The organism is Spirosoma harenae (genome assembly GCF_054776975.1).
This window is the reverse complement of record NZ_BAAHBD010000008.1, coordinates 970848-996602: the sequence shown is the minus strand read 5'-3', so window position 1 is coordinate 996602 and position 25755 is coordinate 970848. Positions and strand designations below refer to the sequence as shown.

Sequence of the window (25755 nt, the reverse complement as noted above, 5' to 3'; positions counted from 1 at the left end):
GGCAAAGGGGTTAGGGTTGGGGTTGGGGTGGCGGGCTGGTTTTACCCGATGCGCCCGAACCCCAGGCCATTGGCTATTCAGATCGTAGTGATTTTACCGGATTGACTAAGGCTGCCTTAACGGCCTGGTAGCCAACGGTTGCTAATGTGATTAGGGTAATTGAGAAACCAGTCAGAATAAAGACACCCATACCTAAATTGATATGGTACGCAAAATTTTGTAGCCAACGACTCAGCGCCCAGCCAACCAGGGGAAACGCAATGACGAGGGCTACCAAAAGCAGTTTCAGAAAATCCATCGACAGCATTATTGTGACGTTGCTGACCGACGCACCTACTACTTTTCGAACACCAATTTCTTTTTGCCGTCGTTGGGCCGTGAAGGCTGCCAACCCGAATAGTCCCAGGCAGCAAATCAGGATGGCGAGTCCGGCGAAATAGCGCGATAAAACCCCAATCCGACGTTCAGAAGCATAAAGTGCGTTGTAGTTCTCATCCAGAAATTGATAGTCGAAAGCAAGCCCTCTATTGTAGTTCTCAAAAACGCTTTGAATCTGGGCGATGGTCTGTTTTTCGGAACCGCCCCGAATCTTCACCATGATGTTAGGCATTATTGGATAGACCTGAAAAAAGCAGGGTTCGACCGTTTTATAAAGTGACTCGAAATTGAAATTTTTGACTACACCAACAATTTGACGTTCACGGTCCCAGAATTTAACAGTTTTGCCAATCGGGTTCTTCAATACCATGCTTTTGATTGCCGCTTCATTGAAGATGATTTCTTTGTCAACGCTCTGGTTGTTGGAAAAACTACGGCCTTCTTTCAACTCCATGCCTATGGTTTCGATGAAATTGTAGCCGACTTCGAGATTGGCGAATTCAATGTCTTTGCCAGGATCTTTACCCGGCCACTGAAACCCGGATATCGCCCCATGTTGACCGGTCAGGTTATGGTAATAGCTCGAAACATTTATGACACCAGGAAGACGTTTTAGTTCGCTTAAAAATGCCTCTGATGTTTTCATATGGATGGAATCCATTTCAAACGGTATTTCAAAATGAATGATGTTATCGCGGTTATAGCCCAGATTTTTGGTCTGTATGTAATTGATTTGCTGATAGACAACCAACACCGCAACGATGAAAACAATGGAAACCGCAAACTGAAAGACGACCAATCCTTTCCGCACCATCAACTCGCCAACAGACGTTTTAAGCTTTCCTTTCAAAACGGCCGTTGGATTGAAGCCAGACAGGTATAGAGCCGGGTAACTGCCCGCAATCAGACCGGTTAATATGGTGAGGCCTAAAACGGCCAGAATCAAACTGCCATCGAAAGCCAGACTGATTTGTTTGCCGGTAATGTTATTGAATTGCGGAAGCAGGATTATCAGCAGAAGGATAGCTAGAGCAAGAGACAGAAAAGCCATTAAAACTGACTCGCCCAAGTATTGCGTAATCAGCGAACTACGTAGCGCGCCCACTACTTTTTTGATACCCACCTCCTTCAGACGACCCGACGCTTTAGCCGTACTCAGATTCATAAAATTGATGCAGGCAATCAGCAGAATAAAGAGGGCAATGACCGAAAACAATTGTATGTACGTAATGCGTCCGCCAGTCTGTACGCCATTCTCAAACTGACCATGCAGGTATATATCTGAGTACTTAATGGCGAATAACTGCGTCGTGATTTCTTTGTTTTTTGTCGCTAAATAGCTGTTGATTTTGGCATTGAACTGATCGAGGTTAGTTCCTTCTTTCAGAATCAGGAATGTACTGGGATCGCTATTTCCCCAGTTTTCCATGCCGGGACGCCTTACAACAAATACGTTAAAATTGAACAGCAGATCAAACGGCTCCGTCGAATTGGCCGGTGGGTTCCGGAAAATACCCCCAACGCGATACGTTCCGCTGAACTGGCCCTGATCCCATTGTATAGCCTTCCCAAGAACATTAGTTGTTGTTCCAAATAATTTGATAGCCATATTTTCAGAAAGAGCAATCGTGCTATTATCCGAAAAGAGGCTGTTTTTATTCCCCGCCAGAAACGGGCAGGTAAATACGTTAAAGTAGTCTTTACTCACAAATTGCCCACCTGCTTTCAGATGGTTTTCGCCGACTGAAATCAATCCTTTATTTGAAAACCAGGAGGCCGGAACGACCGTAACGGCGTGTTCGACTTCGGGCATTTCGGCTGCCAATGCATTCGCGAGAAGTCCGGGGGTGTGGTTGCCAGTTTTTATATCATTCTCGTGGAAGAAATTAGACATCACCTGAAAAAGCTGCTCATCTTTTTCGTTGTATTTATCCATATGGATTTCGTCATTCACCCACAGATAAATCAACAGCGTACAGGCTAAACCCGTCGAGAGGCCAGTTAAATTAAGGAGCGTAAACTGACGATCTTTTACCAGATTTCGCCAGGCGATTTTGACGTGATTTCGAAGCATAATCAGGTTCATTACTGAGGGTTGTATGGAATTCAATTCAGGTTGTCGTTTACTCAAAAAAGGCCGTTTTAAAAAGCCAATTACATCCCACCAGTATCGCCAGCAGGCCCGCCGTGCCCCCACCCGTCGCACCTGATACGCAAATTCCTCCTGCAAATCGCCCTGTACCTCTTCCAGTCTCTCCGGCGATAGAAAGACGCGAAGAAATCGGTCGGCGAGTTTGGGTGGACGGTGTTGCATAGGGCACTGATTCGGGGCTGTGCGTTTTGGGAAAAGGTTGGAATTAGACGCTGGTTGTACTCTATGCACCAATCCTCTGCTATAGACTCGTCGCGGGTTTGAGTGGACTCAGCAGTCGATCCCAGAAACTGACGCGCACTTCCTGAATTTCCTGTAAGGTTCGTCTCCCATAGGCCGTTACGGTAAACAGCCGCTTGCGTCGGCCACCCCGTTCGGCGGTTGGCTCGCCCATTTCAGACTTCACCATACCTTTATCTTCGAGCCGATCCAAAGCCGCGTGAATCTGGTTGAGCCGAACCGATCGGCCCGTTTGCTCGATGATTTCGTGGGTAATCGCTACGCCATACGCATTGCCCTCCATAACCGCCACGGTTAGCAGAACAATCTCCTCGAACTCGCCTAAGTAGCTTCGTTTCATTGCCATTGATTAGTTCTAGTTTTGCTGATCAAATGATCGGCCAGAAAATAAAAAGCTCCTCTGTTTAATAGAAAAGGCCTTTTTCGTGAAAAGGATAGTAAATCCGTTGTCCGGTATCGGACAGAAAACGTACGGTTTGGGACATAGGAGAAGGGTAAACCATTTAAACGTGTGTGCAGTCGTTTGCAAATGACCAATGTCGTTGGGAGTAAATGGACCAGCTGAAGAGAACGAACACGATCCTGATAGGTATGGCGTAAGCGTGTTCCTCTTTTGAGTTAGAAACCAAGACGATTCTGTTATGAACTATTGCAAAAAATACCTGTTGTGTGGGATAGCTTTGTTGCTGTGCGCAACCGTCGCACTGGCGCAGAAAGGCCCGGAAGATAAAGCGGGCTGGAAACTCGGCTCTCAAGCCTATTCGTTTCGGCTATTTTCCTTTGCCGAAGCTCTCCGTAAAATTGACAGTTGTGGACTGAAATACGTAGAAGCTTTTCCGGGCCAAACTATCGGCGGGGGTGTCGATGGGAAAATGGATTTCTCGATGGATGCGGCTACTCGTCAGGCCGTCAAGAAGTTAATTAAAGACAGAGGGTTGACGGTTGTTGCGTATGGCGTTGTGAATCCTAAAACCGACGACGAATGGAAAACACTGTTTGAGTTCGCGAAAGAAATGGGGGTTCTGAATATCAACTCTGAGCCAACTCCCCAACAGATGCCACTGGTTCGTAAACTGGCTGAACAGTATAAAATCAACGTTGCCCTGCACAATCACCCTAAACCATCGCGCTACTGGCACCCCGATACGGTTCTGGCGGCTATTGGTGGCAGTAAATACGTTGGTTCGTGTTCAGATATTGGCCACTGGGTACGTTCGGGACTTGATCCGGTCGAATGTCTGAAAAAGCTAAACGGACACGTATTGGGTATGCACTTCAAGGATGTGAAAAAGGATACGCCCGATGGGAAATACCACGACGTTGTCTGGGGAACTGGCGACTGCAAAGTTTCAGAAGTTATCGCCGAAATGAAACGCCAGAAATTCAAAGGCCCGATCTCTGTCGAATACGAATACCATTGGGAAAATAACGGCCCCGAAATTGCCGAAAGTGTGAAAAACTTCCGCAAAATCTACAGTGGTGGGCAGTAGGCTGGCACAGGGGTAAGGGTATAGGAAAAACCAGAATTGAAACTACCCCATGCCCTTACCCTTATGCCCTCCGCTATCTTATTGAATTATCCATATCGGCGGCAATGAGCCAGCGCCCGTTGGGTCCTTTGCGAAGGGCGAGAATGAATTTGCCAATGTCTGGCCCAGTTGCTTTGGCGCGGTAGGCACCAATGATGTAGCCAACGGAGCCTTCCTGTGCAAAAGATAACGCTCGCAGAAACAGCGGCTGACCGGCCCCTCCACGATAAGCGTCTTTTAGATTTTCCTGCCCACGTATAGCCGGTCGACGGGGCTGCATAACAAACCCATCGGGTGTAAATAGGGCAACTAGTTTTTCTATATTATCGGCCTGCCATTCGCGTTCATAATCGCGTAGTACGCGGTCAATCTCAGGTGGTAAGGTAACGGATGCTAGAGAATCCGTTGGCGGGAACTTCTGATTAGATTGTTGAGCCATCAACTGGCTTGCAGAACAAAACAGGCTGAAGAAAAGAAGCAGGCGTAACTGGAACATGATTGTCAATTAGTTGTCCTTGGTAAAGGTAGAGACAAGCAGGCCTTGTCTCTACCTTTACCAAGGTACGGCATTATTCGCTACGCAACGTTTTTACCGGGTTTACCAGTGCGGCTTTTATACTCTGGAAACTGACGGTAAGTAGCGCAATACCAACAGATAATAGCCCTGCCAAGGCAAATACCCACCATTCAATATCGATCTTATAAGCGAAATCGTTTAGCCACTGGCTCATGGCCCACCAGGCAATCGGTGACGCAATAATGAGCGAAATGACAACCAGCTTCAGGAAATCTTTCGACAGTAAAGCAACGATGCTGCTGACCGATGCGCCCAGTACTTTCCGAACACCGATCTCCTTAGTACGTTGTTCTGCCGTAAACATGGCAAGGCCAAACAAGCCCATGCACGAAATCAGAATCGCAATGGCCGTCGCCGTATTGACTAGCTGACTGGTTTTTTGCTCTTTTTCATAGAGGGTAGCAATCGAATCGTCGAGAAATTTGTAGTCGAATTTATTGTCAGGAAATACGCTAATCCATTGCTGCTCCAGGCTGGCCAGCGTCGCTTTTACATCAGCTATATCTTTCCCTTTTGTTTTCAGTTTGATACCGATATTCCGTGCCTGGCCAGGCATATATCCAATAAAGGTCGGTTCGATTTTTTCATGAAACGATTGTTCATGAAAATCAGCTACTACACCGACAATTGGATATTTTTTGCCCTGCCAGTCAATGAATTGATTCAGGGCATCAGCTGGTTTGCGGAAGCCAAGCGCTTTGGCGTATGTAGCGTTAATGATCAGCTCGCGAAGCGAATCACTTTTTACGTAATTCCGTCCCGCTAACAGCCGTAATTGGTAGAGTGGAATGAAATTTTCATCTCCTACTTTCGCCGATACATCGAGTTCGATGGCTTGCTTCTTTGGGGGCTGATAAGTCAACTTAGTTACCATGTAGGCTTGTCCCATCGGTGGAAACCATTGGACTGTGACACGATCAATAGCCGCTAATTGCTTGATTTTCTGCACCAGTACAGGACCCTTATCACCGTTACTGCCCCGTGGAGGACGGATTTCCAGAATCGCATCAGTCGAAAATCCGAGATCTTTATTGCGAATGAAGCTGAGCTGGCGACCTACCATCAGCGTACCGATGATGAACACTAACGAAACTGTAAACTGGAACACAATCAGTGCTTTACGTAAATGACCTTTTTGCCCATTAGTTAATGCGGCCTGGCCTTTGAGCGTGAGGGCTGGTCGATAGGAGGATAATATCCACGACGGATAAAAGCCAGATAGTAATGACGTAACGACCGTAACGAAAAGCAGAAACAGACCTGTTTGGAGGCTAAACAAATCGAATGTCAGACCTTTGGGTGTTAACGACTGAAAACCAGCTAGAATCGGATTAACGAGCAGTAAAGCGATTAGTATTGCGATGAGCGTCAGGAATGTTGTTTCGCTCAGAAATTGGATCACCAGACTCGTGCGGCTGCTGCCCATCACTTTGCGAATACCAGTTTCTTTTGCTCGTTGTACGGATTGAGCTGTCGACAAATTAATGAAATTGATAGCCGCAATCAGCAGGATAAATCCAGCAACAGCCATCAGGCCATATAGCGTTGGTAAATGTGCTTTTCGTGAATAATTATCCCCGTAATCTTCGTTGAAATGTAGGTCAGATAGCGGCTGCAAAGCAGGTGTGTATTTAAACTCCTTTGGATAATGAGCCTTGCCAAAACGCTGGAATTGTGCCGTAAACTGAGCGGGGGTTGCGCCTTTCGGTAATTTGACAAACGCTTGTGAAGCCGACCAGATATCATCCCATTGGTCGAGATTAATGCCTTTCTTCAACTGACTGGCCCGAATCGTTGCGAACGAGATAAAATCAGTGAATTTGAAATCGCTAGGTTGCGCCCACGCTTTCACAATTCCAGCTACGTTTGTGTGGACGGAGTCCTGGTAAATAACTTCTTTGCCAAGCATTTTTTCTATGGGCAGATCGCCGAAATAAGTACGGGCTTTCTGTTCTGACAGGACTACTTTAAACGGCTCATTGAGTGCCGTTTGCGGATTGCCAGCCAGCCATTGATACTTGAAAAGATCGAAATATTGAGGTTCAACAACGATCGTTTCACTGTGTTGATTTTCAAATCGCCTGGGTTTCTCACTACCATCCGGAATCAATACATCTGAACTGATATTATGAAAGGCCGTTACCGTTTCCAGGCCCGCAATTTCTTTTCGGATTGCCGCCGGAACGGCATTGGGAACAAACCCTACCGGATGCTTCTCGCCGGGAGTGCCGTATTGCGATTCGCCAACTAACCGATAAATACGTTCTCTTTCTGGATGGAACGTATCGTAGCTCAGTTCGTAATTGGTAATCAGGTAGATAACCAAACAGGCCGTTACGCCTAGCGTAAGCCCAAGCAGGTTGATCAGCGTGCTGACTTTGTTTTTCGCCAGATTGCGCAGACTGGTTTTGAGATAGTTGCGTAGCATAATTGGATGGAGTAATAGGGGAGAAGAATACTCAGAAGGTTGCCGTTTGAGCGCAAACGGGCGAATAAATCGTAGGACATTGAACCAATACCGACGGTTGGCTTTTGCTACGCCATCACATTTCAGATCCCGAACGTATCGCTCATATAAATCGCCCTGCACTTCCTCTAGTAGATGCGGAGCGCAGAACCATTCAAGTAATCGGTCAGCCAGGCGGGGCGGGGCGGTTCGAGGAGGAGATTTCATAGCAGAGATTGCGGAGTTTGCATGGGTTGCAGGATTGTCCGGACCGTCCACGCAAACCATGCCATTTATTCACTACGTAATGATTTCACCGGATTCATCAGCGCAGCTTTGATACTTTGGAAACTGATTGTCAGCAGGGCAATACAAACGGCTACCAGACCAGCCAGGGGGAGCATCCACCATTCGATGTCGATTTTATACGCGAACTCCTGTAGCCATTGCTTCATGGCATACCAGCCTATTGGTGAAGCAATGAGAATGGCGACCAGAACTAATTTCAGAAAATCGGCGGATAAAAGTGTAACTACGCTGGCGACTGAAGCGCCCAGGACTTTGCGTACACCAATCTCTTTAGTACGTTGCTCAGCCATGAAAGCGGCTAGCCCGAATAGTCCTAGACAGGAAATCAAAATGGCCAGAAACGCAAAATAATTCGCTAATGTACCGATGATGGTTTCGCTTCGATACAGCTTTTGAAACACCTGATCAGCAAAGGTATATGTGAACGGAAACTTTGGATTAAACTGCTGCCATACCGCTTCCAGACTCGCCAAGGCTTGCTTTGATTGGCCCGGCTGTGTACGAACAATGATATTTTTACCATCCGACTTAAGGCTGAGTTTGACAATCATTGGCTCAATGGCCTGATGGAGCGAATTCTGATGGAAATCCTTGATAACACCAATGATCGTTCCCGGTTTACCCCACAGCGTCAGCGGCTTACCAATCGCCTGCTGATAACCGATACGTCGGGCGGCTGTTTCATTGATGAGGTAACTGGTAGAATCCATACCAAAATCACGAGAGAAATCTCGACCTGATACGTTGACTTTCAAGGTTTTGGCGAAATCATAGTCGACCGTTGAAAACTGGAATTGCACACTACTGGTCGGATCTTTACCCGGCCACTGAACATTGCCTGTGCTCCCGAACGTACTGGTTGGCGTACCGTCCATGTATGTAATTGCCTGTATACCTGGCTTTGGTAGTAACTCCTGCTTGAACGCTGCATAATTGGTTGCTAAATCACCTTCACCATAGAGGTAAATCAGATTTTCCCGATCAAATCCAAGGTTGGTTGTTTGGATAAAGCCAATCTGTCGGTAAACTATAATTGTTCCGATGATGAGCAGTATCGACAGTGAAAATTGGAAAACAACCAAGCCTTGCCGAAATAGTCGCGCTCCAGCCCCAAATCGAAGTGTGCCTTTCAGGACCCGAATCGGGTTCAGCGATGACAATACCAGTGCCGGATAACTGCCCGCAATGAAGCCCGTTAAGAGCGTCATTCCCAGCAAGGTTATCCAGAAATTAGCATTGATCAACGGAAAGCTGATGTGTTTATCCGTCAGCGTGTTAAAAGCCGGTAAGATTAATCCGGTTATGCCCAGAGCAATAATCAGCGCTATAATCGTCAACAGAAGGGCTTCGCCGATAAACTGCCCGATCAATAAACTCCGGGCTGCACCGACTACTTTCCGGACCCCCACTTCCCGCGCCCGCTTGACCGAACGGGCCGTCGCTAAATTCATGAAGTTGATGCAGGCAATCAGCAGGATAAAAGCGGCAACAATACCAAACAAACGGACGTACTCAATTCGACCACCATCCTGATACCCATTTTTGAAATTAGAATAGAGGTACGTATCCTGATAGGGTTGCAGAAAGAGTTGAATATCAAAATTCTCTTTTCCGATTGATGGGTTATAGCGTTTCAGGAATGTCTTCATTTTAGCCTCCAGCTTAGCCGGATCAGCCGAAACCCCGGTACGGTCAACCCGGAGTTGGATTCGTGTAAGAGGTGCGTTGTTGCCCCAATCGTTGAGCCACTCGTTACGCTTCAGAAAATCCTGCCAGGAGAGTACATAATCGTAGGTTTCCGAACTATTGACAGGAATATTGTCAAAAACCGCGCTGACCTGATAATCGGTTGTATTGTCCAGACGAATACTTTTTCCAATCGCTTCCTCTGGGCTGCCAAAGTAATTCTGAGCCAGTTTCCGGGAAATGGCAATGTTATTGGGAGCGGCCAAAGCAGCCTCGGCCTTACCGGCCAGCAGAGGTAGGCTAAACATCGTAAACCAATTCGCTCCGGCAGATCGGCCCTTTTCTTTATTGAGTTTATCGCCAACGGCGAACGTGTGCGTCTGTTCCCAGGATAAACTGGCCGCGTGTTCAATTTCGGGAAACGACTTTTCCAACTCATCGGCCAACAGCGCCGGTGTACCTGGACTTGCTTCAACTTTCCCATCAAAAAACTGGCGCTCCATAACTGTGTAGAGCTGTGGCCCATTGGTATGATAGGCATCCACACTAAATTCATCCTGAATCCAGAGGTAAATAAGCAGGCTGGTAGCCATACCCAGTGCCAGACCCATGATATTAATGGCCGAAAATGATTTATTCTGGATCATGTTTCGCCAGGCGATTTTTAGATAATTTTGTAGCATAACCGGGTTACTAAAAAAGGGTTGTTTATAGTCGGATTTGGGTCGTTTAAGGGCAAATGGACGAAAGAAGCGCAGTACGTTCAACCAGTATTTTCGATTGGCGCCAGCCCGACCATTACGTTGCAGATCTCGAACATAGCGTTCATACAGATCCCCCTGTACCTCTTCAAGAATATGCGGAGCGCAGAACCATTCAAGTAATCGATCAGCCAAACGAGGAGGTTTCATAGACTGATGGCTGGTAAGGCATTGGGTTCAATTGAATTCCATAATTGATCACGCATTGCCCGGATGTCATGCAAGGTTCTGCTTCCTAATGCCGTAACGCTGAACAATCGTTTACGGCGGCCGCCCCGCTCTGCCGTGGCTTCGCCCATGTGTGAAGAAAGCATGCCTTTTTCCTCCAGCCGTTGTAGCGCTGCATGGACAGCGCTAATACTGACCGACCGGCCTGTCTGGCGATCCAGCTCATCGGCAATGGCTACCCCATAAGCCCCCTCATTCAATACCGCAACCGTCAACAGGACTACCTCTTCAAACTCGCCTAAGTATGTTCGTTTCATACGGAGAATATATATTCAACTTCTGTAGAACAAATGCTTTGCCAATTTGTGAAAATGCTATTCTGAGCTTAAAAAGGCATTTTTAGATAAATCACTCTGTCCGAAATCGTACAATTTCTGTCCGGTGCTGAACAGGGCGAACAGCCGTTTGGCCACAATAAAAGTTGTCGGAATCGACCCGTTATCTGTCGTTTTTGCCCTAGTGATGGCCTGTTTGAAGAGTGTACCTTTGTCGTGTAAAACATGCAAAACAGTAGAACAACATGCAAAAAATCACCACATTCCTGACGTTCAACGATCAGGCAGAAGAAGCGGCTACTTTGTATACGTCTGTGTTCAAAAATTCAAACATTACTCATGTAAGTCGTTATGGCGAAGGCGCACCTGTACCGGCAGGAACGGTCATGTCTGTTACTTTTCAATTGGATGGCCAGGAGTTTATGGCGTTGAATGGTGGCCCACAGTTCAAGTTTGCCGAAGGCATTTCTCTCTTCGTGGATTGTAAAACGCAGGCGGAAGTTGATACTTATTGGGAGAAACTTTCCGAAGGAGGAGAAAAAGGCCCTTGTGGCTGGTTGAAAGACAAATTTGGCGTATCGTGGCAAATTGTTCCGTCTGCCCTGAGAACGATGTTGGGTGATAAAGACCCCGAAAAATCGAAGCGGGTTATGCAGGCTATGCTGAAAATGAGCAAAATTGACATCCCGACTTTGGAAGAAGCTTATAACGGTCAACTGGCAGATAACCAGAATAAATAAGCCTGTATTAGACACGTTTCACACGATTAACAAATAAGAACAGAACAACGATAAATTATGAGAAAAGTAATCCTATCGATGCAGATGTCTCTGGATGGCATTGTCTCGGACCCTGAAAAATGGATGATGTTAAGTGATGAAATCATTGAAGATTCTCTCACTTATTACAATACGCTGGATGCAATCATTGTAGGCGGAAATTCTTATGAAGGATTGGCCGGATACTGGCAAAATGCCGAGACAGCCTCTGAGTCAGATATTGAACGTCGATTTGCCAAAAAGATCAACGATATCAAGAAGTTCGTATTTTCTCGAAAAGCAATCGATCTTACCTGGAAAAATTCGGAACAATTGCTGGTTGATGACAAGGAATCGTTGATTCGTGAAATTGAGAAGCTGAAGGCTGGTGGCGATAAAAATCTGTCGGTCGAAAGTGGGCTAAAGAGCTGGCAACTGTTTCTGCAGGAATCGCTTTTCGACGAACTGATTATTGGGGTTCATCCGGTAGTGGCTGTAAACGGCGAGAAACTGTTTTCAGAAATTCCCTCCAAAATCTCGCTGCAATTGTCGACTAGTAAAGTGTATAAAAATGGGGTTGTAAGCCTGCATTACCAACGAAGGTAATTGCTCTAATCCATTCGCAAGCTTGTCTGCCAGACAACTAAACTATTTCTGTCTGTAGGAGTCTTATTGACAAAACGTATTCTTCTGAAAGGCTATGCGTATCGTTTTGTTCAGTATGCTTCTGCTGGTAGTTGCCTGCCGCCGACCATCGACGCAATTGGCAGCGATGTTCACGCCAGTGCGCGAACCCGCCGATTATTCAAAATACCTGAAATCGGGCGACGAACTAATTGCTATTGGGAGCAAACCCGTCTGGTTATTGAGGATCAATCCATCGAAGAATCAGCTAATTTTTAAATTGGCTGATGGAGATAGCCTTACATCTACATCGCCTGAACGTCAATCTGAAGCAGGTGAGGTGATTCGCTATTCGGCGAAAACTGAATCAGGCCAGTTGACTGTGCAGTTTAAACCCGATAGTTGTTTGGATGCCGCCACCGGACAACCATATGATTATCAGGTACAGGTTGAGGTTGGTGGTAAAAAATACGATGGTTGCGGGGTTTCGTTGCAAAAGGTGGCCCTGCTTCAGGACATCTGGGTATTGACTGAGTTTCAAGGACAAACTATTAAAGCAGATGATGCTCGTCGTGACGTACCCCGGCTGGAAATTACCTTGACCGAAGGCCGCGTAACGGGAACAACGGGCTGTAATCGACTGAGTGGAACTATAAAAGCCGATACCCGACAGATTGCTTTTGGTCCATTGATAACAACGAAAATGGCTTGCATCGGAAGTGTTGGCGAGCTTGAAACCGATTTCCTAAAGGCTCTAACTGGTTCGCTGGTTTATCAGGTGAACGATGGGAAACTAACCTTAACAGGAAGTAATAATGTCAAGTTGACATTTAAAAAAGTAGATTAGTGCCCTTTATGTCTTTATTACAAGCGAATGCCGCAAGTAGGCATTCGCTTTTTTGTTAGCTTTGTTTCTACTTAAAAGACAAACGAATCGTTGAATAAGGTAACTTTTTCAGTATAGTATTGTAACCAACCACTTTGCTAAAATCCCCAATACCTATGAAAAACTTACGGTTTCCCTCCCGCGCACTTCTGTTAGCGGGCGTGTTGACAACCGCCGTGTCTCATTTGTCAATGCCGGTTGAGGCACAAACCATGGCCAAGCGAGCTGTGGCCACGAAGCCAGCAATGGCTTCTGCAGAGGCACCCATTGCGTTAAATAGAGTGCTGGTTTTCTCCAAAACCAAAGGCTTTCGCCATTCATCGATTCCGGCTGGCAAACAGGCTATCATGAAGTTAGGTCAGGAGAATGGTTTTGCCGTCGATACAACCGAAGATGCGTCTAAATTCAACGAAGCCAATCTGAAAAAATACGGAGCCATAATCTGGCTGAGCACGACTGGTAACGTTCTCGATGATGGGCAACAGGCTGCCTTTGAGCGCTATATACAGGCCGGAGGTGGTTTCGTAGGCATTCACGCAGCGGCTGATACGGAATACGACTGGCCTTGGTATAACCAATTGGTTGGGGCTTACTTTCTGAGCCATCCGAAGCAGCAGAATGCCGAAATCGAAATTATCGATAAAAGCCACCCGGCTACCAAAATGCTCCCTGATCGCTGGAAACGTTGGGACGAATGGTATAATTACAAAAGCATCCAGGGCGATCTGAAAGTGTTGGGCAAGCTGGATGAGAAAACCTACGAAGGCGGTAAAAACGGCGATAATCATCCGTTTATCTGGCACCATGATTTCCAGGGCGGAAAAGCATTTTATACGGGTGGAGGACATACCGACGAATCGTATATCGATCCGATGTTTTTGCAGCACATTCTGGGTGGAATTAAATCGGTTATGGCCAGTAGTCTGAAATTTGGTCAGGCGAAAACCCAGCCGTTTCCTGAAGAGAATCGCTTTGAGCAGCACGTCCTGGTTCAGGGTATGGACGAACCCACAGAACTGGTTGTGCTCGATAACGGAAAGGTACTCTACACGCAGCGGAAAGGCGAACTGACCGTTTACGATCCGCAAAAAAAAAAGACTAAGATAGTTGCTAACTTCCCGGTTTTCAACAAGTTCGAATATGGTCTGATGGGCTTGAATATCGATCCGAACTTTAAGCAGAATAAGTGGATTTACGTGTACTATTCCCCCTTAAATGGCGCGACAGTCGCTGACACGGCGCAGCATCTGTCGCGTTTCGTTTATGATGAAGCCAGAGATACAGTACTTCTCAATACGGAGAAAGTATTGCTGACTATCCCAGTTAAGCGTGATGGTTGCTGCCATACAGGCGGTTCGATTGCCTGGGATCGGAAAGGAAATCTCTATCTGTCCACAGGTGATGATACAAACCCGTTTAACTCAGAGGGATATGCACCCATTGATGAGCGGCCTGGTCGGAAAGGATGGGATGCTCGGCTGACATCGAGCAATACGAACGATTTGCGGGGTAAAATTATCCGCATTCACCCCGAACCCGATGGAACATACTCCATCCCAGAAGGGAATCTTTTTCCGAAAGGAAATCCGAAAGCTCGGCCTGAAATTTATGTAATGGGTAACCGCAACCCATACCGTATTTCAGTCGATCAGCGAACGGGTTATCTGTATTGGGGAGAAGTTGGGCCCGATGCTGGTAACAATAGCGATAAATACGGGCCACGTGGTCACGACGAAATGAACCAGGCGCGTCAGGCGGGGTATTTCGGCTGGCCATTGTTTGTGGCTGATAACCGGCCTTACCACCAGCGTACCTTCGCTGATAGCACCACCGGGCCGCTGTTCGATCCGCAACATCCTATCAATGATTCACCAAACAATACAGGTTTGCGCGAATTACCGCCTGCTCAGAAAGCCTATATCTATTACCCTTATGCCGATTCGCCGGAGTTTGGTGAGATCGTAGGAAAAGGTGGTCGGAATGCCATGGGCGGGCCAGTATATTACTACGATGATTATCCAGAAACGGCCGTAAAATTTCCCCGCCATTACGACGGTAAATTCTTTGCGTATGACTGGATTCGCGATTGGATTCACCCAGTTACGATGAAACCGAACGGCGATTTCGTGAAGATGGAGACCTTTATGCCGAGTACGAAATTTTCGCACATTATCGACATGCAATTTGCCAACGACGGTTCGCTCTATACGATTGAATACGGTCAAAAATGGTTTGGCGCTAATGCCGATGCCCGACTATCAAGAATTACGTACAACGCCGGAAATCGGAAACCAGTAGCTGTTGCCAGTGCGAATAAGATGGTTGGGGCTGCACCATTAACGGTGAAATTCGATGGCAGGCAATCGATGGATTATGATGGCGATGCGCTGAAATATGAATGGTCGTTTGGCAAGAATATGCCAAAACAAACGACCGCTTCTCCAACGGTTACGTTCGCTAAACCGGGCGTTTATCCTACAACACTAAGGGTGACCGATGCCGCCGGAAACGTAGCCGAGAAAACCATGGAAATTAAAGTCGGTAACGATGAGCCAAAAGTAGAGGTCGCGGTTGCCGGGAACAAGACGTTCTATTTTCCGAATAAACCGGTTAAATACAGCGTAAAAGTTATGGACAAGGAGGATGGGACCTTGCAAAAAGGCATTAACCCCGACGATGTGACCATGACGATTGACTACCTCGAAGGTTTCGACAAAACGATTCTGGCTCAGGGACACCAGGCCAATACAGGTTTTTCAACCGGCAAGCGCCTGATTGATCTGAGCGACTGCAAAGCCTGCCATACGATTGATCAGAAATCGATTGGGCCAGCGTATATCGACGTAGCGAAGAAGTACAAAGGTGCTGGTGCTGAAAGTAAACTGGTTCGTAAAGTAATTACTGGCGGTGGTGGTGTTTGGGGAGAACAAGCCATGAGTGCCCACCCACAATTGAAAGAAAGCGAAGTGACGGATATGGTTCGGTATATCCTTTCGCTTGCCGACGATAAAGCGGCAAATCGCAAACCGATTGCTGGTGATTATGTGCCGATGCAGCAGAAAAAAGATGGCTCGTATATTCTGACGGCGACTTACACCGATAAAGGCAATGGCGTTATTGGGCCACTAACCGGATCAACTTCGCTGGCACTGCGTTCGCCATCCGTTAAAGCTGTTACTGCTGATGTAAAACAGGATATTTTTCAATATGATATTCCGAAATTAGGCCCAGCAGCTATCGGTACAAAATCGGGGAGTTACATTGCTTTCAACGACATTGATTTGACAGCAATAGAAAGCATATCACCCACAGTTTTCGCGTCAACTACGCAAACAGTTGGTGGCAAACTCGAAGCCCGGATTAACTCGCCAACAGGACCTTTACTTGGAGACGTCGAAGTAAAACCGGGTACAGCGGGTCCAGTTAATTTGCCTTTCCGTCAACCCGTTCAAGGGATACATAAACTTTATCTCGTTTTTGTGAATCCAGAAGCCGGCCAAAAAGCCCTGTTTGCTTTAGACAAAGTGCAGTTTGATACGCAGGGAATGTAAAGGAATTACTTATTACGATTTTCGAGTAAAAACGAATTGCCCCGGCCAACACTGACCGGGGCAATTCGTTTTTATATTTTCCCCAAACGTCCATCAGCCATGCGAACAGGACGTAAAGGAGTGAGGTCGTAGCCGTAATGCTTAAAAAATAAGGTTCGGTTGACGAAATAGATATCGCCCAGTATAAGGTAATTAACGATTTAGGCCTGAATGGATGCATATCTCATAGCTACTGCCGGAATAGGCTGGGCTCGTTTCCAGATCACTACACCTAGCCAGATGGCCCAAACAGGAGCCAATACTAGGTAGATATTGAGGCCGATGGTTGCTAATCCGGGTAGGCCAATCAGATTGCCCAGCGCGTCGAGGAGTGTAGAGCCGCCTAATATGACGGTTGCCCAGCCGAGAGACTTATGCCAGGTACATATCGTGAAGCCAGTAAGCGTCCACCATGTTCCTGCCAACAGCGTTTCGAGCACATTCCAAAGTCCGTTGTATACAATGCCGTTTAGTGTTTGATACGTGATACGGAGATGGGCCTGTTGGTCAGCCGGTGCAATGAAATATTGACTTAATACCGGGCAAACTACCTCTGACATAATAACAGCTCCAATTGATCCAACTAGTACATAGGCCGTTCCGCAATACGTAGCTAGATCCGCCCAGGCAGTTTGCTCGCGCAGATAGGTACGCAGAAAATAGATGGCGGGTAGAAGCAATAAATAATAGCCAAACAGATCCGCTATCATAGACCAGCGCACGATTGCGATATTCAGGCTAGGCATTTGCAGCAATTGCATTGGATCATCGTAAGCATTAGGGTTGTCGGCAAACGCGATACCGAGCAAGGCGAGACATAGCATTGCCAGCAAGCCAGACAGGATGCTCATAGCGGCCACTTGTTTCGAGTATCTGGTAGAGAAGTTCATGTTCTTAGTTGTTTATTGAGTCGAAATTGAGAAGGAACGGATACGCAGAAAACAGGAAAGGTTATGAAACGGAATAAGTAGCTGTTGGAGAGACTTATTTCTTCATTGATTCCATATTGCAGACTTTCAGATTCAATGACCGTTTACGCAGAAAGCCGTTGATTAAATTAACTTTTTTGCTTATTTACTTCGAAAATCGGTGATTTAGATACCGTTTTTAACTCAACGCAAATAAATAACTGTTGTGAACGGCTTTCGTATTCTCTTTTTGTTCATAAGCTTAGTCGTGGCTTATACTGGCTGGGCGCAAAATCCTGTCAATGGCACGGGAAATCTTACATCGGGTGGCCGTACTCGTTCGTTCGCCTATCATCTTCCAGATAATGTACCTCCCAACAATCTGCCACTGGTGATTGCGTATCATGGCGATGGGGGTACAGGCGCTGGTTTTCAGTCGTATGCTGGTCTGGATGCGATAGCGAATACGCAGAATTTTATTGTCGTCTACCCAAACGCTGCGACGGTAGGAGGGAGCATTCAGTTTAACAAATACGCTGATACGGCTCCCGGTTTTGGCTCGGCTGGCGATTCAGGCGGACCGAACCCTCCCGATCCCAATGCGCCTGATGATGTGTTATTAACATCTGATCTGATTGACTATTTCGCGCAAACGTATCACATTAATCGAAACCGGGTCTATGTGACCGGGCATTCGGGCGGAGGATTTATGTGCTATTTTCTGACGATGGCACTGCCCAATAAAATTGCTGCTTTTGCGCCGGTTGCTGCCAGTTTATGGGTAAATAACGCCTATTCAAATTCCTATTTTTCAGCGAATACCTATACCGCAGTTCCGGTTTTGCACATTCATAGCGCGGGTGACCCTACTGTTACTCCGCCGATCGTTCCCTATCCCAAAACGCCCGCCTACGTTTGGCCGCTCTCGACCTATGCAGGAATGAATTGCAGCAATTGGAGTTCCTACACAACTACTGCATTTAATACGAATGTAGATTTACTAACATTTTGTGGGTCGGGTAAAAAGGTGAATTTGCTAATCACAAAAGATGCAACGCATGGTTGGAGTTCGCAATTCAATGTGGCGCAAACAATCTGGGATTTTGTTAAGAATTATCAGTTGAATATTGTGGTAACAACGGGGCCGGAAATCGACAATCACATCAAAATCGATCAATTTGGCTACTTACCACTGGCGAAGAAAATTGCGGTGATCAGCAATCCGCAAACGGGCTATAATTCGAGCGAACCCTTTACGCCATCCAGTTCATATCAGGTTCGAAAAACGATGAACGATGCCGTTGTATATCAGTCAGCCCCAACATCCTGGAGTGCAGGGGCTACACATACGCAATCGGGTGATAAAGTCTGGTGGTTCGATTTTTCGACAGTACAGGATACAGGCCACTATTATGTGTATGATCTGGTGAAAAACAAACGATCATACACGTTCGAAATCAGCAATACCGTCTATCAAAATGTGTTGAAGCAGGCAACCCGCGTCTTTTTCTATCAACGAAGCGGGTTTGCCAAACAAACGCCACATGCCCAAACTCCCTGGACGGATGGGGCCGCTTTTCTGGGAACACAGCAGGATATAGACTGTCGGTTGGTGAGCAATACATCTGCAGCTACATCGAAGGATTTGCGAGGGGGATGGTTCGATGCGGGGGATTATAATAAGTATGTACCGTTCACCTATGGACCATTGGTCGATATGTTATTGGCGTATCAGGAAAACCCCGCAGCCTGGACGGATGATTTTAACATCCCGGAGTCAGGCAACAGCGTTCCTGATTTGCTCGATGAGGTAAAATGGGAACTCGATTGGCTACTGAGAATGCAGCAATCGAATGGATCACTACTCCACAAAGTTTCGGTAACTGATTTTAGTGCTACCTCGCCACCGAGTGCGGATACGCATATCCGTCGATATGGAGCTGCTAGTACGGATGCAACGGCTACTGGAGCCGCTGTGTTTGCGTTGGCTGCTATCCAGTTTAAGTCGCTCAGTAATCCAACTATGCAGGCCTATGGAACCACGCTTCAGACCGCAGCGATTAATGCCTATAACTGGGCGGCCAGCAATCCATCCGTAGTATTTACTAATTCGGGTTTCCAAAGTGCAGCGGCTACGTGTACGGATAATGATCGACTGGCTCGGCGGATTGCCGCAGCGGCTTTTCTGTATGTGCTCACGGGTGATAATTCCTACAAGACATTTTTCGATGCGAATTACAATCAGGTTCACTTAATTCAGTGGCAATTTGCTTATCCATTTGAAGCTACTTATCAGGATGCGTTGTTGTATTATACACGAGCTGCTGGCGCAACCGCTACGGTTAAAAATGATATACTAGCCAAATACTCGGCTAGTATGAAAACAGGTAATTCCGATAATTTGCCATCGTATCTGAACCAGTCGGATGCGTATAGGGCGTTTCTGAAAAACGACAACTATACCTGGGGAAGCAACGAAACCAAGTCACATCAGGGGAATATGTTTTTTACGATGAATGTCTACAATCAGGATGCGGCCAATAAAGTCAATTATCGGGATGCAGGCATGGGGTTCATTCATTATCTGCATGGCGTCAATCCGACGGCTTATTGTTACTTGACGAATATGGGTGCTCATGGGGGTGAATTTTCGGCGCCTACGATGTATCATTCCTGGTTTGGCGATGGCACTGTTTTCGATACGAATCCACCGCCGGGCTATCTGATGGGCGGAACCAACCCAACCTATGCGCCCGACGCTGCTTATTCGGGCCCGGTTATTTCTCCCCCTCAAAATCAGCCGATTCAGAAATCATATAAAGCCTGGAATACAAGTTACCCCGAAAATTCCTGGCAGATCAACGAACCCGCTATTTACTCACAGGGCGCCTACATTCGGCTATTGTCACAGGCAACGTGCTATACAGATCTGATAACTAGTGTGAAATCCGGTAACTGGAATGATCCGGCTACCTGGGCTTGCGGACGAATTCCGACCTTAACGGATCGGGCACTGATTCAGTCTGGTCATATTGTAACAATTGATGCCGCCGTCAATGCTAAAAAACTCGATTTGAAAGGGAAGGTCAATTACGTCAACAGTGGGAAACTGACCTTAGTGAATTAAAATCGGCTACTGATTTTCAGTCTGATAGTAGTGTTGGTCAATCATCGGCATAACCTTCGCTCGTTTCTGTGGTTATATAACCAGAATCAAATGCTCAACAAAACTATGGAAACGCAGCAACGATTGCAGGGAAAGAAGGTGGCGATTCTGCTAACCGACGGGTTTGAACAGGTCGAAATGACCGAGCCACGCAAGGCGTTACAGGACGCTGGAGCCACCACCCATCTGATTGCGCCGAAAGGCGGTGATGTAAAAGGTTGGGAACATACCGACTGGGGCGATACGTTTCCGGTTGATCTACCCATTGCCGCAGCCGATCCCGCTCAATACGATGCGCTGCTTTTGCCGGGTGGTGTGATGAATCCGGATAAATTACGGATGGAACCGAAGGCCGTGCAGTTTGTTCGTCACTTTTTTGAGAATCAGAAACCCGTTGCGGCTATCTGTCATGCACCCATCATGCTTATTGAAGCGGGCGTTGTAAATGGTCGTAAACTTACGTCATACCCGTCAATTCAAACGGACCTGAAAAATGCCGGTGCGAATTGGGTCGATGAAGAGGTCGTAACCGATCAGGGCTTGGTTACCAGTCGTAAACCCGACGATATTCCAGCCTTCAATCGAAAAATGATTGAGGAAATTCGGGAAGGAAAACACGATCGACAACACGCATAGCAGCCGCTCGATGAAGACGTTTTTCCTCGGAAAGAGGCTACCTTTTGGGTAGCCTCTTTTTGTTGATGAATGTCGCATTTGTACAATGATGCGTATCGGCAGGGAAACATCTTTGTTTTTACAAAACTCATTAGCCAATGCGCTTCTTTTCCAGCCTATTTACGATTTTGGTATTGGCCTCTACCAGGGGGTTAAGCCAAAGTAATGAGCCTTATACGGCTTCGTTCATTGGCCGCATGGGGGTCGATACAGTATTGGTTGAGACGTACACAATGGTGAATAATCATTTGTATGGCAAAGCTTTTGTCCGGGTACCCGAAGATTATATTGGCGAGTTCAGCATCCATTTTCACCCAGACGGCTCGATCCGGGAATTTAATGTGAATGCCATGAATCCAGCCAATAGCTCGGTTCCGTTTCAGGCAAAATCCGGTGTATTCGAATATCGGTTGAACATGAACTGCCGGAACGATACCTGCACCTATTACAATTCGGAGCGGGGCGAAAAGACCGAAACAATTTTTAGACATCCAGCTAACTCAGTTGATTTTGTAGGTGGGTGGGTTCCGTTTATTTCATTGATGGAGTGGAATTGTCTACGTTTGATCAAATCGGGCAAACCGAAACTGCCGTTGAGAATGATCAATCATCGGATTGGCGTGTACGACATTGGCGTGCATTTTGCAACGAAAGATACCATCATCTTCGGTGGCCCATTTCTCGAGTATACTCGGCTGAAGGTGAATCCAGAGGAGTGAATTTTAGCGGTAAACGGGATCGGAACACCGTGGAATTACATCGTCACAAAGCACCAGCCAATTGATATTGAACAGGTGGCTAAACGAATGACGAAAACCCCTGGTATTGGCATACCTTCTCCTACCGAAACTATTCGGGCCACCGTGAAACAATCGGCCATTGAGCTAACCTACGGACGGCCTTTTAAACGCGGTCGTGTCGTGTTGGTGGAGTAGTCCCTTACGATTCTGTCTAGCGAACCGGGGCCAATGGTCCAACCCGAATAAACCTCCCGCAATCGATCCGAATTGGTAAAACGACTATTCCTAAAGGAGTGTATAGTCTCTATTCGATTCCTCAGAAAGACAAGTGGACGCTCATCTTTAATACTGATCTAACTGCCTGGCCTACTGATCCAAACCGACGTAAAGATTTTGCTCAGGTGGTTATTCCGGTAAAAATTACTACGGATCGAAAGGAGCAATTTACAATTGGCATTCAGGAAACAACAACCGGTGGTGAATTAACTTTTCACTGGGATAATGTGCTGGCTACGGCTGCGTTTGAAGTGCTTCCGAAATGACGTTACATCGATTTCGCAAAAGCCAAACTTTTTGCCCTACTCTGGTATAACTATCTCCACTATTTATTAATGGATTGGCGCTACATTCAACCGACGTGATACCCCAGCGCCCGCTTCAGTATGAATTTCTGATGGAAATCCGGGCCGATCTGGGCGGAGTCTCATATTCTGTGTATCGGATTGTATAGCCAAATTCGAAACGATTATAGTTCGTAGATAAGTAGGGTAACAGCTTATCTATGAGAGATTTATTATGTGTTAAATACCTAAATTTGGGGATGGCGTTTGTTTGCAGAAGTTGATATTTTTACGACTAAGAAAATAGCTATCTACAGTTGAACACCTTTATGAAACCTTACTACCTCACTACGCTAACACCACTTCGGGGAATTGCCGCTCTGATGATGGTCATGTTTCACTTCAATCTGCTCGTGCTTCCGATCATTGATCCGGCCATTACACAACTACATCGGCGGTGGTATTTGCTGGTAGACTTTTTCTTTATTCTAAGTGGCTTTATTATGAGTTATGTCTATGGAAACTGGTTCGATGAACGGGTGTCGGCAGGAACGTTCCGTCGATACATGGCAGCTCGTTTTGCCCGGGTTTATCCATTGCATTTCGTAACGTTACTCTGGGTAATTGGCCTCTATATACTGATTACTCAGGTTCATCACATAACTATGGACGCTACGTTGCGATCAGTGCTGGATCCAACGGTTATTCCGCTTCACGTATTCATGTTGCATGGTTTTAACCAAGCCTGGACGGCCACCTGGAACACACCCGCGTGGTCTATTGGTAGTGAGTGGCTTGTGTATTTGATTTTTCCGTTTCTGATGCCCGGTTTCCGACGATTAACCCCAATCGGTAACGCTATTTTACTGCTGCTGGTGCTATGTACCTATGTCTATCTGACTCTTCCAATCAGAACAGGTACACCTTTCAAACCCTGGCTTTGGCATATTCCCTACATGATTGATAACATTATGTTTCCGAGTAGCTTTCTTCGGTGTCTGGCTGGTTTTCTGACTGGTATGGTAACCTGCTACGCGTATTATCAACAATGGGGTATAGGCTGGTTGCGTCGTGGTACGGTAGTTGGGGTTTTAGGTATCGGACTAGCTCTGAGTTACCATTTTCAACTCCCCGACGCATTGACGATCTGGGTATTTCCACTCCTTATTCTGGGAGCTTGTTACAACACGGGCCGACTCGCCAATTGGCTCCAAACTCGGCTATTTCAGCGGCTTGGTGACTGGTCTTATTCGATCTATATGGTACACATGCCGGTTCTGTTTTCATTTCTGGCAATAGAGATCGTTAACAAGCCGAAACCAGTTGCCAACGCACCTGTTAAGCCAATTACCTATGGTCCTGAAGGTGCTATTATATGCCTTATTTATATAGTCATAGTGTTGGTCGTTTCCTTTTTGAGCTATCGGTTTATTGAAGTTCCAGCCCGTGATTACCTAAACAGAAGGCTCAAAACGAAGCAACTTGTTGTATAATAGAGGATTCAGCATACACTATTTCTGAAATCATGCCTAATTGTTTGCCTATCCGTTAGATAGCTATTTAGCTGTAAGTAGCCGAAAAATAGCTATCTAGTAAGATTAGCGTAGATCAGTCTCTGCACCCATGTTTTATCAGAAATATACCCCGGCTCCCCATTTGGCTCCCTTTGTGGAGTGTTATTACATCTGGGAAAAAATGCAGGATACACAGACTGAGCAATTGTCTGGAAAACGTCCGTTTATTGTGGAGTCTCCTCCGTCTGGTTTCGGATCGTTTGTGTTTAATTTAGGAACGCCTTATTCCGTAGAAAACACTCAGCAAAATAGCGTTCGACTGGTACCTCAGGCTTTCATGACTGGCCAGGCTACTCGCCAGTATAGGCTTCATCTGCCTGACCTGATCCGAATGGTGGGTATTGTTTTTCGTCCGGCAGGTATCGGCGGCTTGTTTGGATTGCCCATGGCTGAGTTTACCGATGAGCGTATCGCGCTAACCGATGTGCTGGGGCAATCAATTCAGTTCCTAACCGAACAATTGGCTGAAGCCGTCAATCATTCAGCCCGTATTGCCTGTCTCGAACAGTTTTTGTCGTTTCAATTGATCAAACGAACTATTCAGCCCGACCGAATCGACTATACGACCAACCTGATCGTAGCCCAGCGAGGTGTTGTGAATATGGCCGAATTAATCGAAGATTCGTTTCTATGCCGTCGGCAGTTTGAGCGGAAATTTCTGAATCGGGTGGGGGTAAGTCCTAAATTTTATGCCCGTATCCGTCGCGTGGGATATCTATGTTCCGAGCTGGCTAGTCAGCGGTGGCAGGTTACCGACTGGCAGGATCTTGTCTATCGCTGTGGTTATTACGATCAGTCACATTTCATAAAAGAGTTTACCGAATTTACTGGCAAAAATCCGTCGCTCTACGTCCGTAACAACGTTGAACTGACTCATTATTTGTCAGGGCAATGAAGTAGTAGCGCAAGGTTCTTCAATAGCCGGAAGGTAGTTCTTCATACAGCAACTGAATGTCGCAATTTTACAATGACAGCTTGGGATGGTCCTGTAGTTTTGCCTCATCAATCAACTATGTAAACGATGAACAACTACTGGACAATTGTACGTTTTTTGACAACTACGCGAACCTACTATCTAGGTTGGGCTCTACTACTTCTTATTAACGGCCCACTGCTGGCTCAAACACCCTCACCAGCAAAACTTTGGACCGAGGCCGATCGGCAATACACGATCGATAACCTCAAACGCACCCGCGATCTGATCGTACAGGAAACCGAAAACCTGAGTCCCGCGCAATGGCGTTTCAAGGAATCGCCTGATCGCTGGAGCATTGGCGAAATTGTGGAACACCTCGCTTTATGGGAAATCATCTGGGCGCGGGAAGTGAGTATGGGCAGCCGTAGTAAACCCCAGCCTGAACTTAATCAGACCAGCAAACCTGATCAGTTCTATGCCGACTGGATTATGGAAGATACTCCGCACGTATCACCCGATTTTTCCCGCCCAACGGGTTTTATTGATGGTAAAAACAACCTTACTTTTTTCCTTAAACTACGGAATCAAACCATTGCCTTTGTGGAGAAAACCCAGGTCGATATGCGCGCACAGTTTGAGCTGACGGGCACTGATAACCCCCGCAATATGCATCAGGTGTATATTTTCCAGTGGGGCCACGTAGATCGACACTTACGCCAGATTCGCAAAGTGAAGGCGCATGCCAATTACCCGAAAGAAACGGCAGGAAGGTAGTTT

At 46.6% G+C, this 25755-nt stretch carries 20 protein-coding genes; 13 read left to right on the top strand and 7 right to left on the bottom strand.

The features are described from left to right. Positions 1 to 73: 73 nt before the first annotated feature. Together ACYVE4_RS12550 and ACYVE4_RS12545 are read right to left on the bottom strand one after the other, a co-directional pair. Positions 74 to 2692 (bottom strand): permease prefix domain 2-containing transporter, encoded by a 2619-nt coding sequence (locus ACYVE4_RS12550; protein ID WP_461040268.1) that lies wholly within the window; start codon positions 2690 to 2692, stop codon positions 74 to 76. Positions 2693 to 2771: 79 nt separating this feature from the next. After that, entirely contained in the window at positions 2772 to 3110 is a 339-nt protein-coding gene (locus tag ACYVE4_RS12545) for a PadR family transcriptional regulator (protein ID WP_461040267.1), read from the bottom strand. A gap of 301 nt (positions 3111 to 3411) precedes the next feature. Here ACYVE4_RS12545 and ACYVE4_RS12540 point away from each other — a divergent pair, with 301 nt between their 5' ends. Then, a complete protein-coding gene (locus ACYVE4_RS12540) occupies positions 3412 to 4260 on the top strand; it encodes a sugar phosphate isomerase/epimerase family protein (protein WP_461040266.1) in 849 nt (282 codons plus the stop codon). 73 nt (positions 4261 to 4333) lie between these two features. Here ACYVE4_RS12540 and ACYVE4_RS12535 read toward each other — a convergent pair whose 3' ends face one another. The 4 genes from ACYVE4_RS12535 to ACYVE4_RS12520 all read right to left on the bottom strand — a co-directional run bounded on the left by ACYVE4_RS12535 (position 4334) and on the right by ACYVE4_RS12520 (position 10563). Continuing rightward, positions 4334 to 4795 (bottom strand): YybH family protein, encoded by a 462-nt coding sequence (locus tag ACYVE4_RS12535; RefSeq protein WP_461040265.1) that lies wholly within the window; start codon positions 4793 to 4795, stop codon positions 4334 to 4336. A 73-nt stretch (positions 4796 to 4868) separates the two neighbouring features. Then, positions 4869 to 7550 (bottom strand): permease prefix domain 2-containing transporter, encoded by a 2682-nt coding sequence (locus tag ACYVE4_RS12530; protein ID WP_461040264.1) that lies wholly within the window; start codon positions 7548 to 7550, stop codon positions 4869 to 4871. Between the two features lie 65 nt (positions 7551 to 7615). Beyond that, entirely contained in the window at positions 7616 to 10228 is a 2613-nt protein-coding gene (locus ACYVE4_RS12525) for an ABC transporter permease (RefSeq protein WP_461040262.1), read from the bottom strand. After that, positions 10225 to 10563: a PadR family transcriptional regulator gene (locus tag ACYVE4_RS12520; protein ID WP_461040260.1), complete on the bottom strand. Its 339-nt coding sequence runs from the start codon at positions 10561 to 10563 to the stop codon at positions 10225 to 10227. The genes ACYVE4_RS12525 and ACYVE4_RS12520 overlap by 4 nt, the downstream gene beginning before the upstream one ends. A 263-nt stretch (positions 10564 to 10826) precedes the next feature. Between ACYVE4_RS12520 and ACYVE4_RS12515 the strand changes: the two genes are divergently transcribed. The 4 genes from ACYVE4_RS12515 to ACYVE4_RS12500 all read left to right on the top strand — a co-directional run bounded on the left by ACYVE4_RS12515 (position 10827) and on the right by ACYVE4_RS12500 (position 16400). Continuing rightward, positions 10827 to 11321, top strand: a complete 495-nt coding sequence (locus ACYVE4_RS12515; RefSeq protein ID WP_461040258.1) for a VOC family protein — start codon at positions 10827 to 10829, stop codon at positions 11319 to 11321. Between the two features lie 57 nt (positions 11322 to 11378). Next, entirely contained in the window at positions 11379 to 11945 is a 567-nt protein-coding gene (locus tag ACYVE4_RS12510) for a dihydrofolate reductase family protein (RefSeq protein ID WP_461040256.1), read from the top strand. A gap of 94 nt (positions 11946 to 12039) precedes the next feature. Next, positions 12040 to 12810 carry an META domain-containing protein gene (locus tag ACYVE4_RS12505; protein WP_461040255.1) on the top strand — a complete coding sequence of 257 codons (771 nt, stop codon included), beginning with the start codon at positions 12040 to 12042 and terminating at the stop codon, positions 12808 to 12810. A 155-nt stretch (positions 12811 to 12965) separates the two neighbouring features. Next, complete coding sequence (locus ACYVE4_RS12500) at positions 12966 to 16400, top strand: ThuA domain-containing protein (protein WP_461040254.1); 3435 nt, start codon at positions 12966 to 12968, stop codon at positions 16398 to 16400. A 200-nt stretch (positions 16401 to 16600) separates the two neighbouring features. On the opposite strand, the gene ACYVE4_RS12495 is transcribed toward ACYVE4_RS12500, so the two are convergent. Then, positions 16601 to 17329 (bottom strand): hypothetical protein, encoded by a 729-nt coding sequence (locus tag ACYVE4_RS12495; RefSeq protein ID WP_461040253.1) that lies wholly within the window; start codon positions 17327 to 17329, stop codon positions 16601 to 16603. A gap of 244 nt (positions 17330 to 17573) precedes the next feature. Between ACYVE4_RS12495 and ACYVE4_RS12490 the strand changes: the two genes are divergently transcribed. The 8 genes from ACYVE4_RS12490 (at position 17574) to ACYVE4_RS12455 (ending at position 25752) form a co-directional block, all read left to right on the top strand. Next, the gene (locus ACYVE4_RS12490) at positions 17574 to 20474 is read left to right on the top strand and encodes a glycoside hydrolase family 9 protein (RefSeq protein ID WP_461040252.1); all 2901 of its coding nucleotides are present in this window, start codon (positions 17574 to 17576) and stop codon (positions 20472 to 20474) included. A gap of 105 nt (positions 20475 to 20579) precedes the next feature. Then, positions 20580 to 21149 (top strand): type 1 glutamine amidotransferase domain-containing protein, encoded by a 570-nt coding sequence (locus ACYVE4_RS12485; RefSeq protein ID WP_461040395.1) that lies wholly within the window; start codon positions 20580 to 20582, stop codon positions 21147 to 21149. A 137-nt stretch (positions 21150 to 21286) separates the two neighbouring features. Further along, positions 21287 to 21907 carry a hypothetical protein gene (locus tag ACYVE4_RS12480; RefSeq protein WP_461040250.1) on the top strand — a complete coding sequence of 207 codons (621 nt, stop codon included), beginning with the start codon at positions 21287 to 21289 and terminating at the stop codon, positions 21905 to 21907. Positions 21908 to 21994: 87 nt separating this feature from the next. Then, positions 21995 to 22123: a hypothetical protein gene (locus ACYVE4_RS12475; RefSeq protein WP_461040248.1), complete on the top strand. Its 129-nt coding sequence runs from the start codon at positions 21995 to 21997 to the stop codon at positions 22121 to 22123. Between the two features lie 47 nt (positions 22124 to 22170). Next, a complete protein-coding gene (locus tag ACYVE4_RS12470) occupies positions 22171 to 22470 on the top strand; it encodes a DUF2911 domain-containing protein (RefSeq protein ID WP_461040393.1) in 300 nt (99 codons plus the stop codon). A 347-nt stretch (positions 22471 to 22817) separates the two neighbouring features. Continuing rightward, positions 22818 to 23981, top strand: coding sequence for an acyltransferase family protein (locus ACYVE4_RS12465; protein ID WP_461040246.1), 1164 nt, complete (start codon positions 22818 to 22820; stop codon positions 23979 to 23981). Positions 23982 to 24111: 130 nt separating this feature from the next. Then, positions 24112 to 24957: a DUF6597 domain-containing transcriptional factor gene (locus tag ACYVE4_RS12460; protein WP_461040245.1), complete on the top strand. Its 846-nt coding sequence runs from the start codon at positions 24112 to 24114 to the stop codon at positions 24955 to 24957. 126 nt (positions 24958 to 25083) lie between these two features. Then, positions 25084 to 25752, top strand: a complete 669-nt coding sequence (locus ACYVE4_RS12455) for a DinB family protein (protein ID WP_461040244.1) — start codon at positions 25084 to 25086, stop codon at positions 25750 to 25752. Positions 25753 to 25755: the final 3 nt, after the last annotated feature.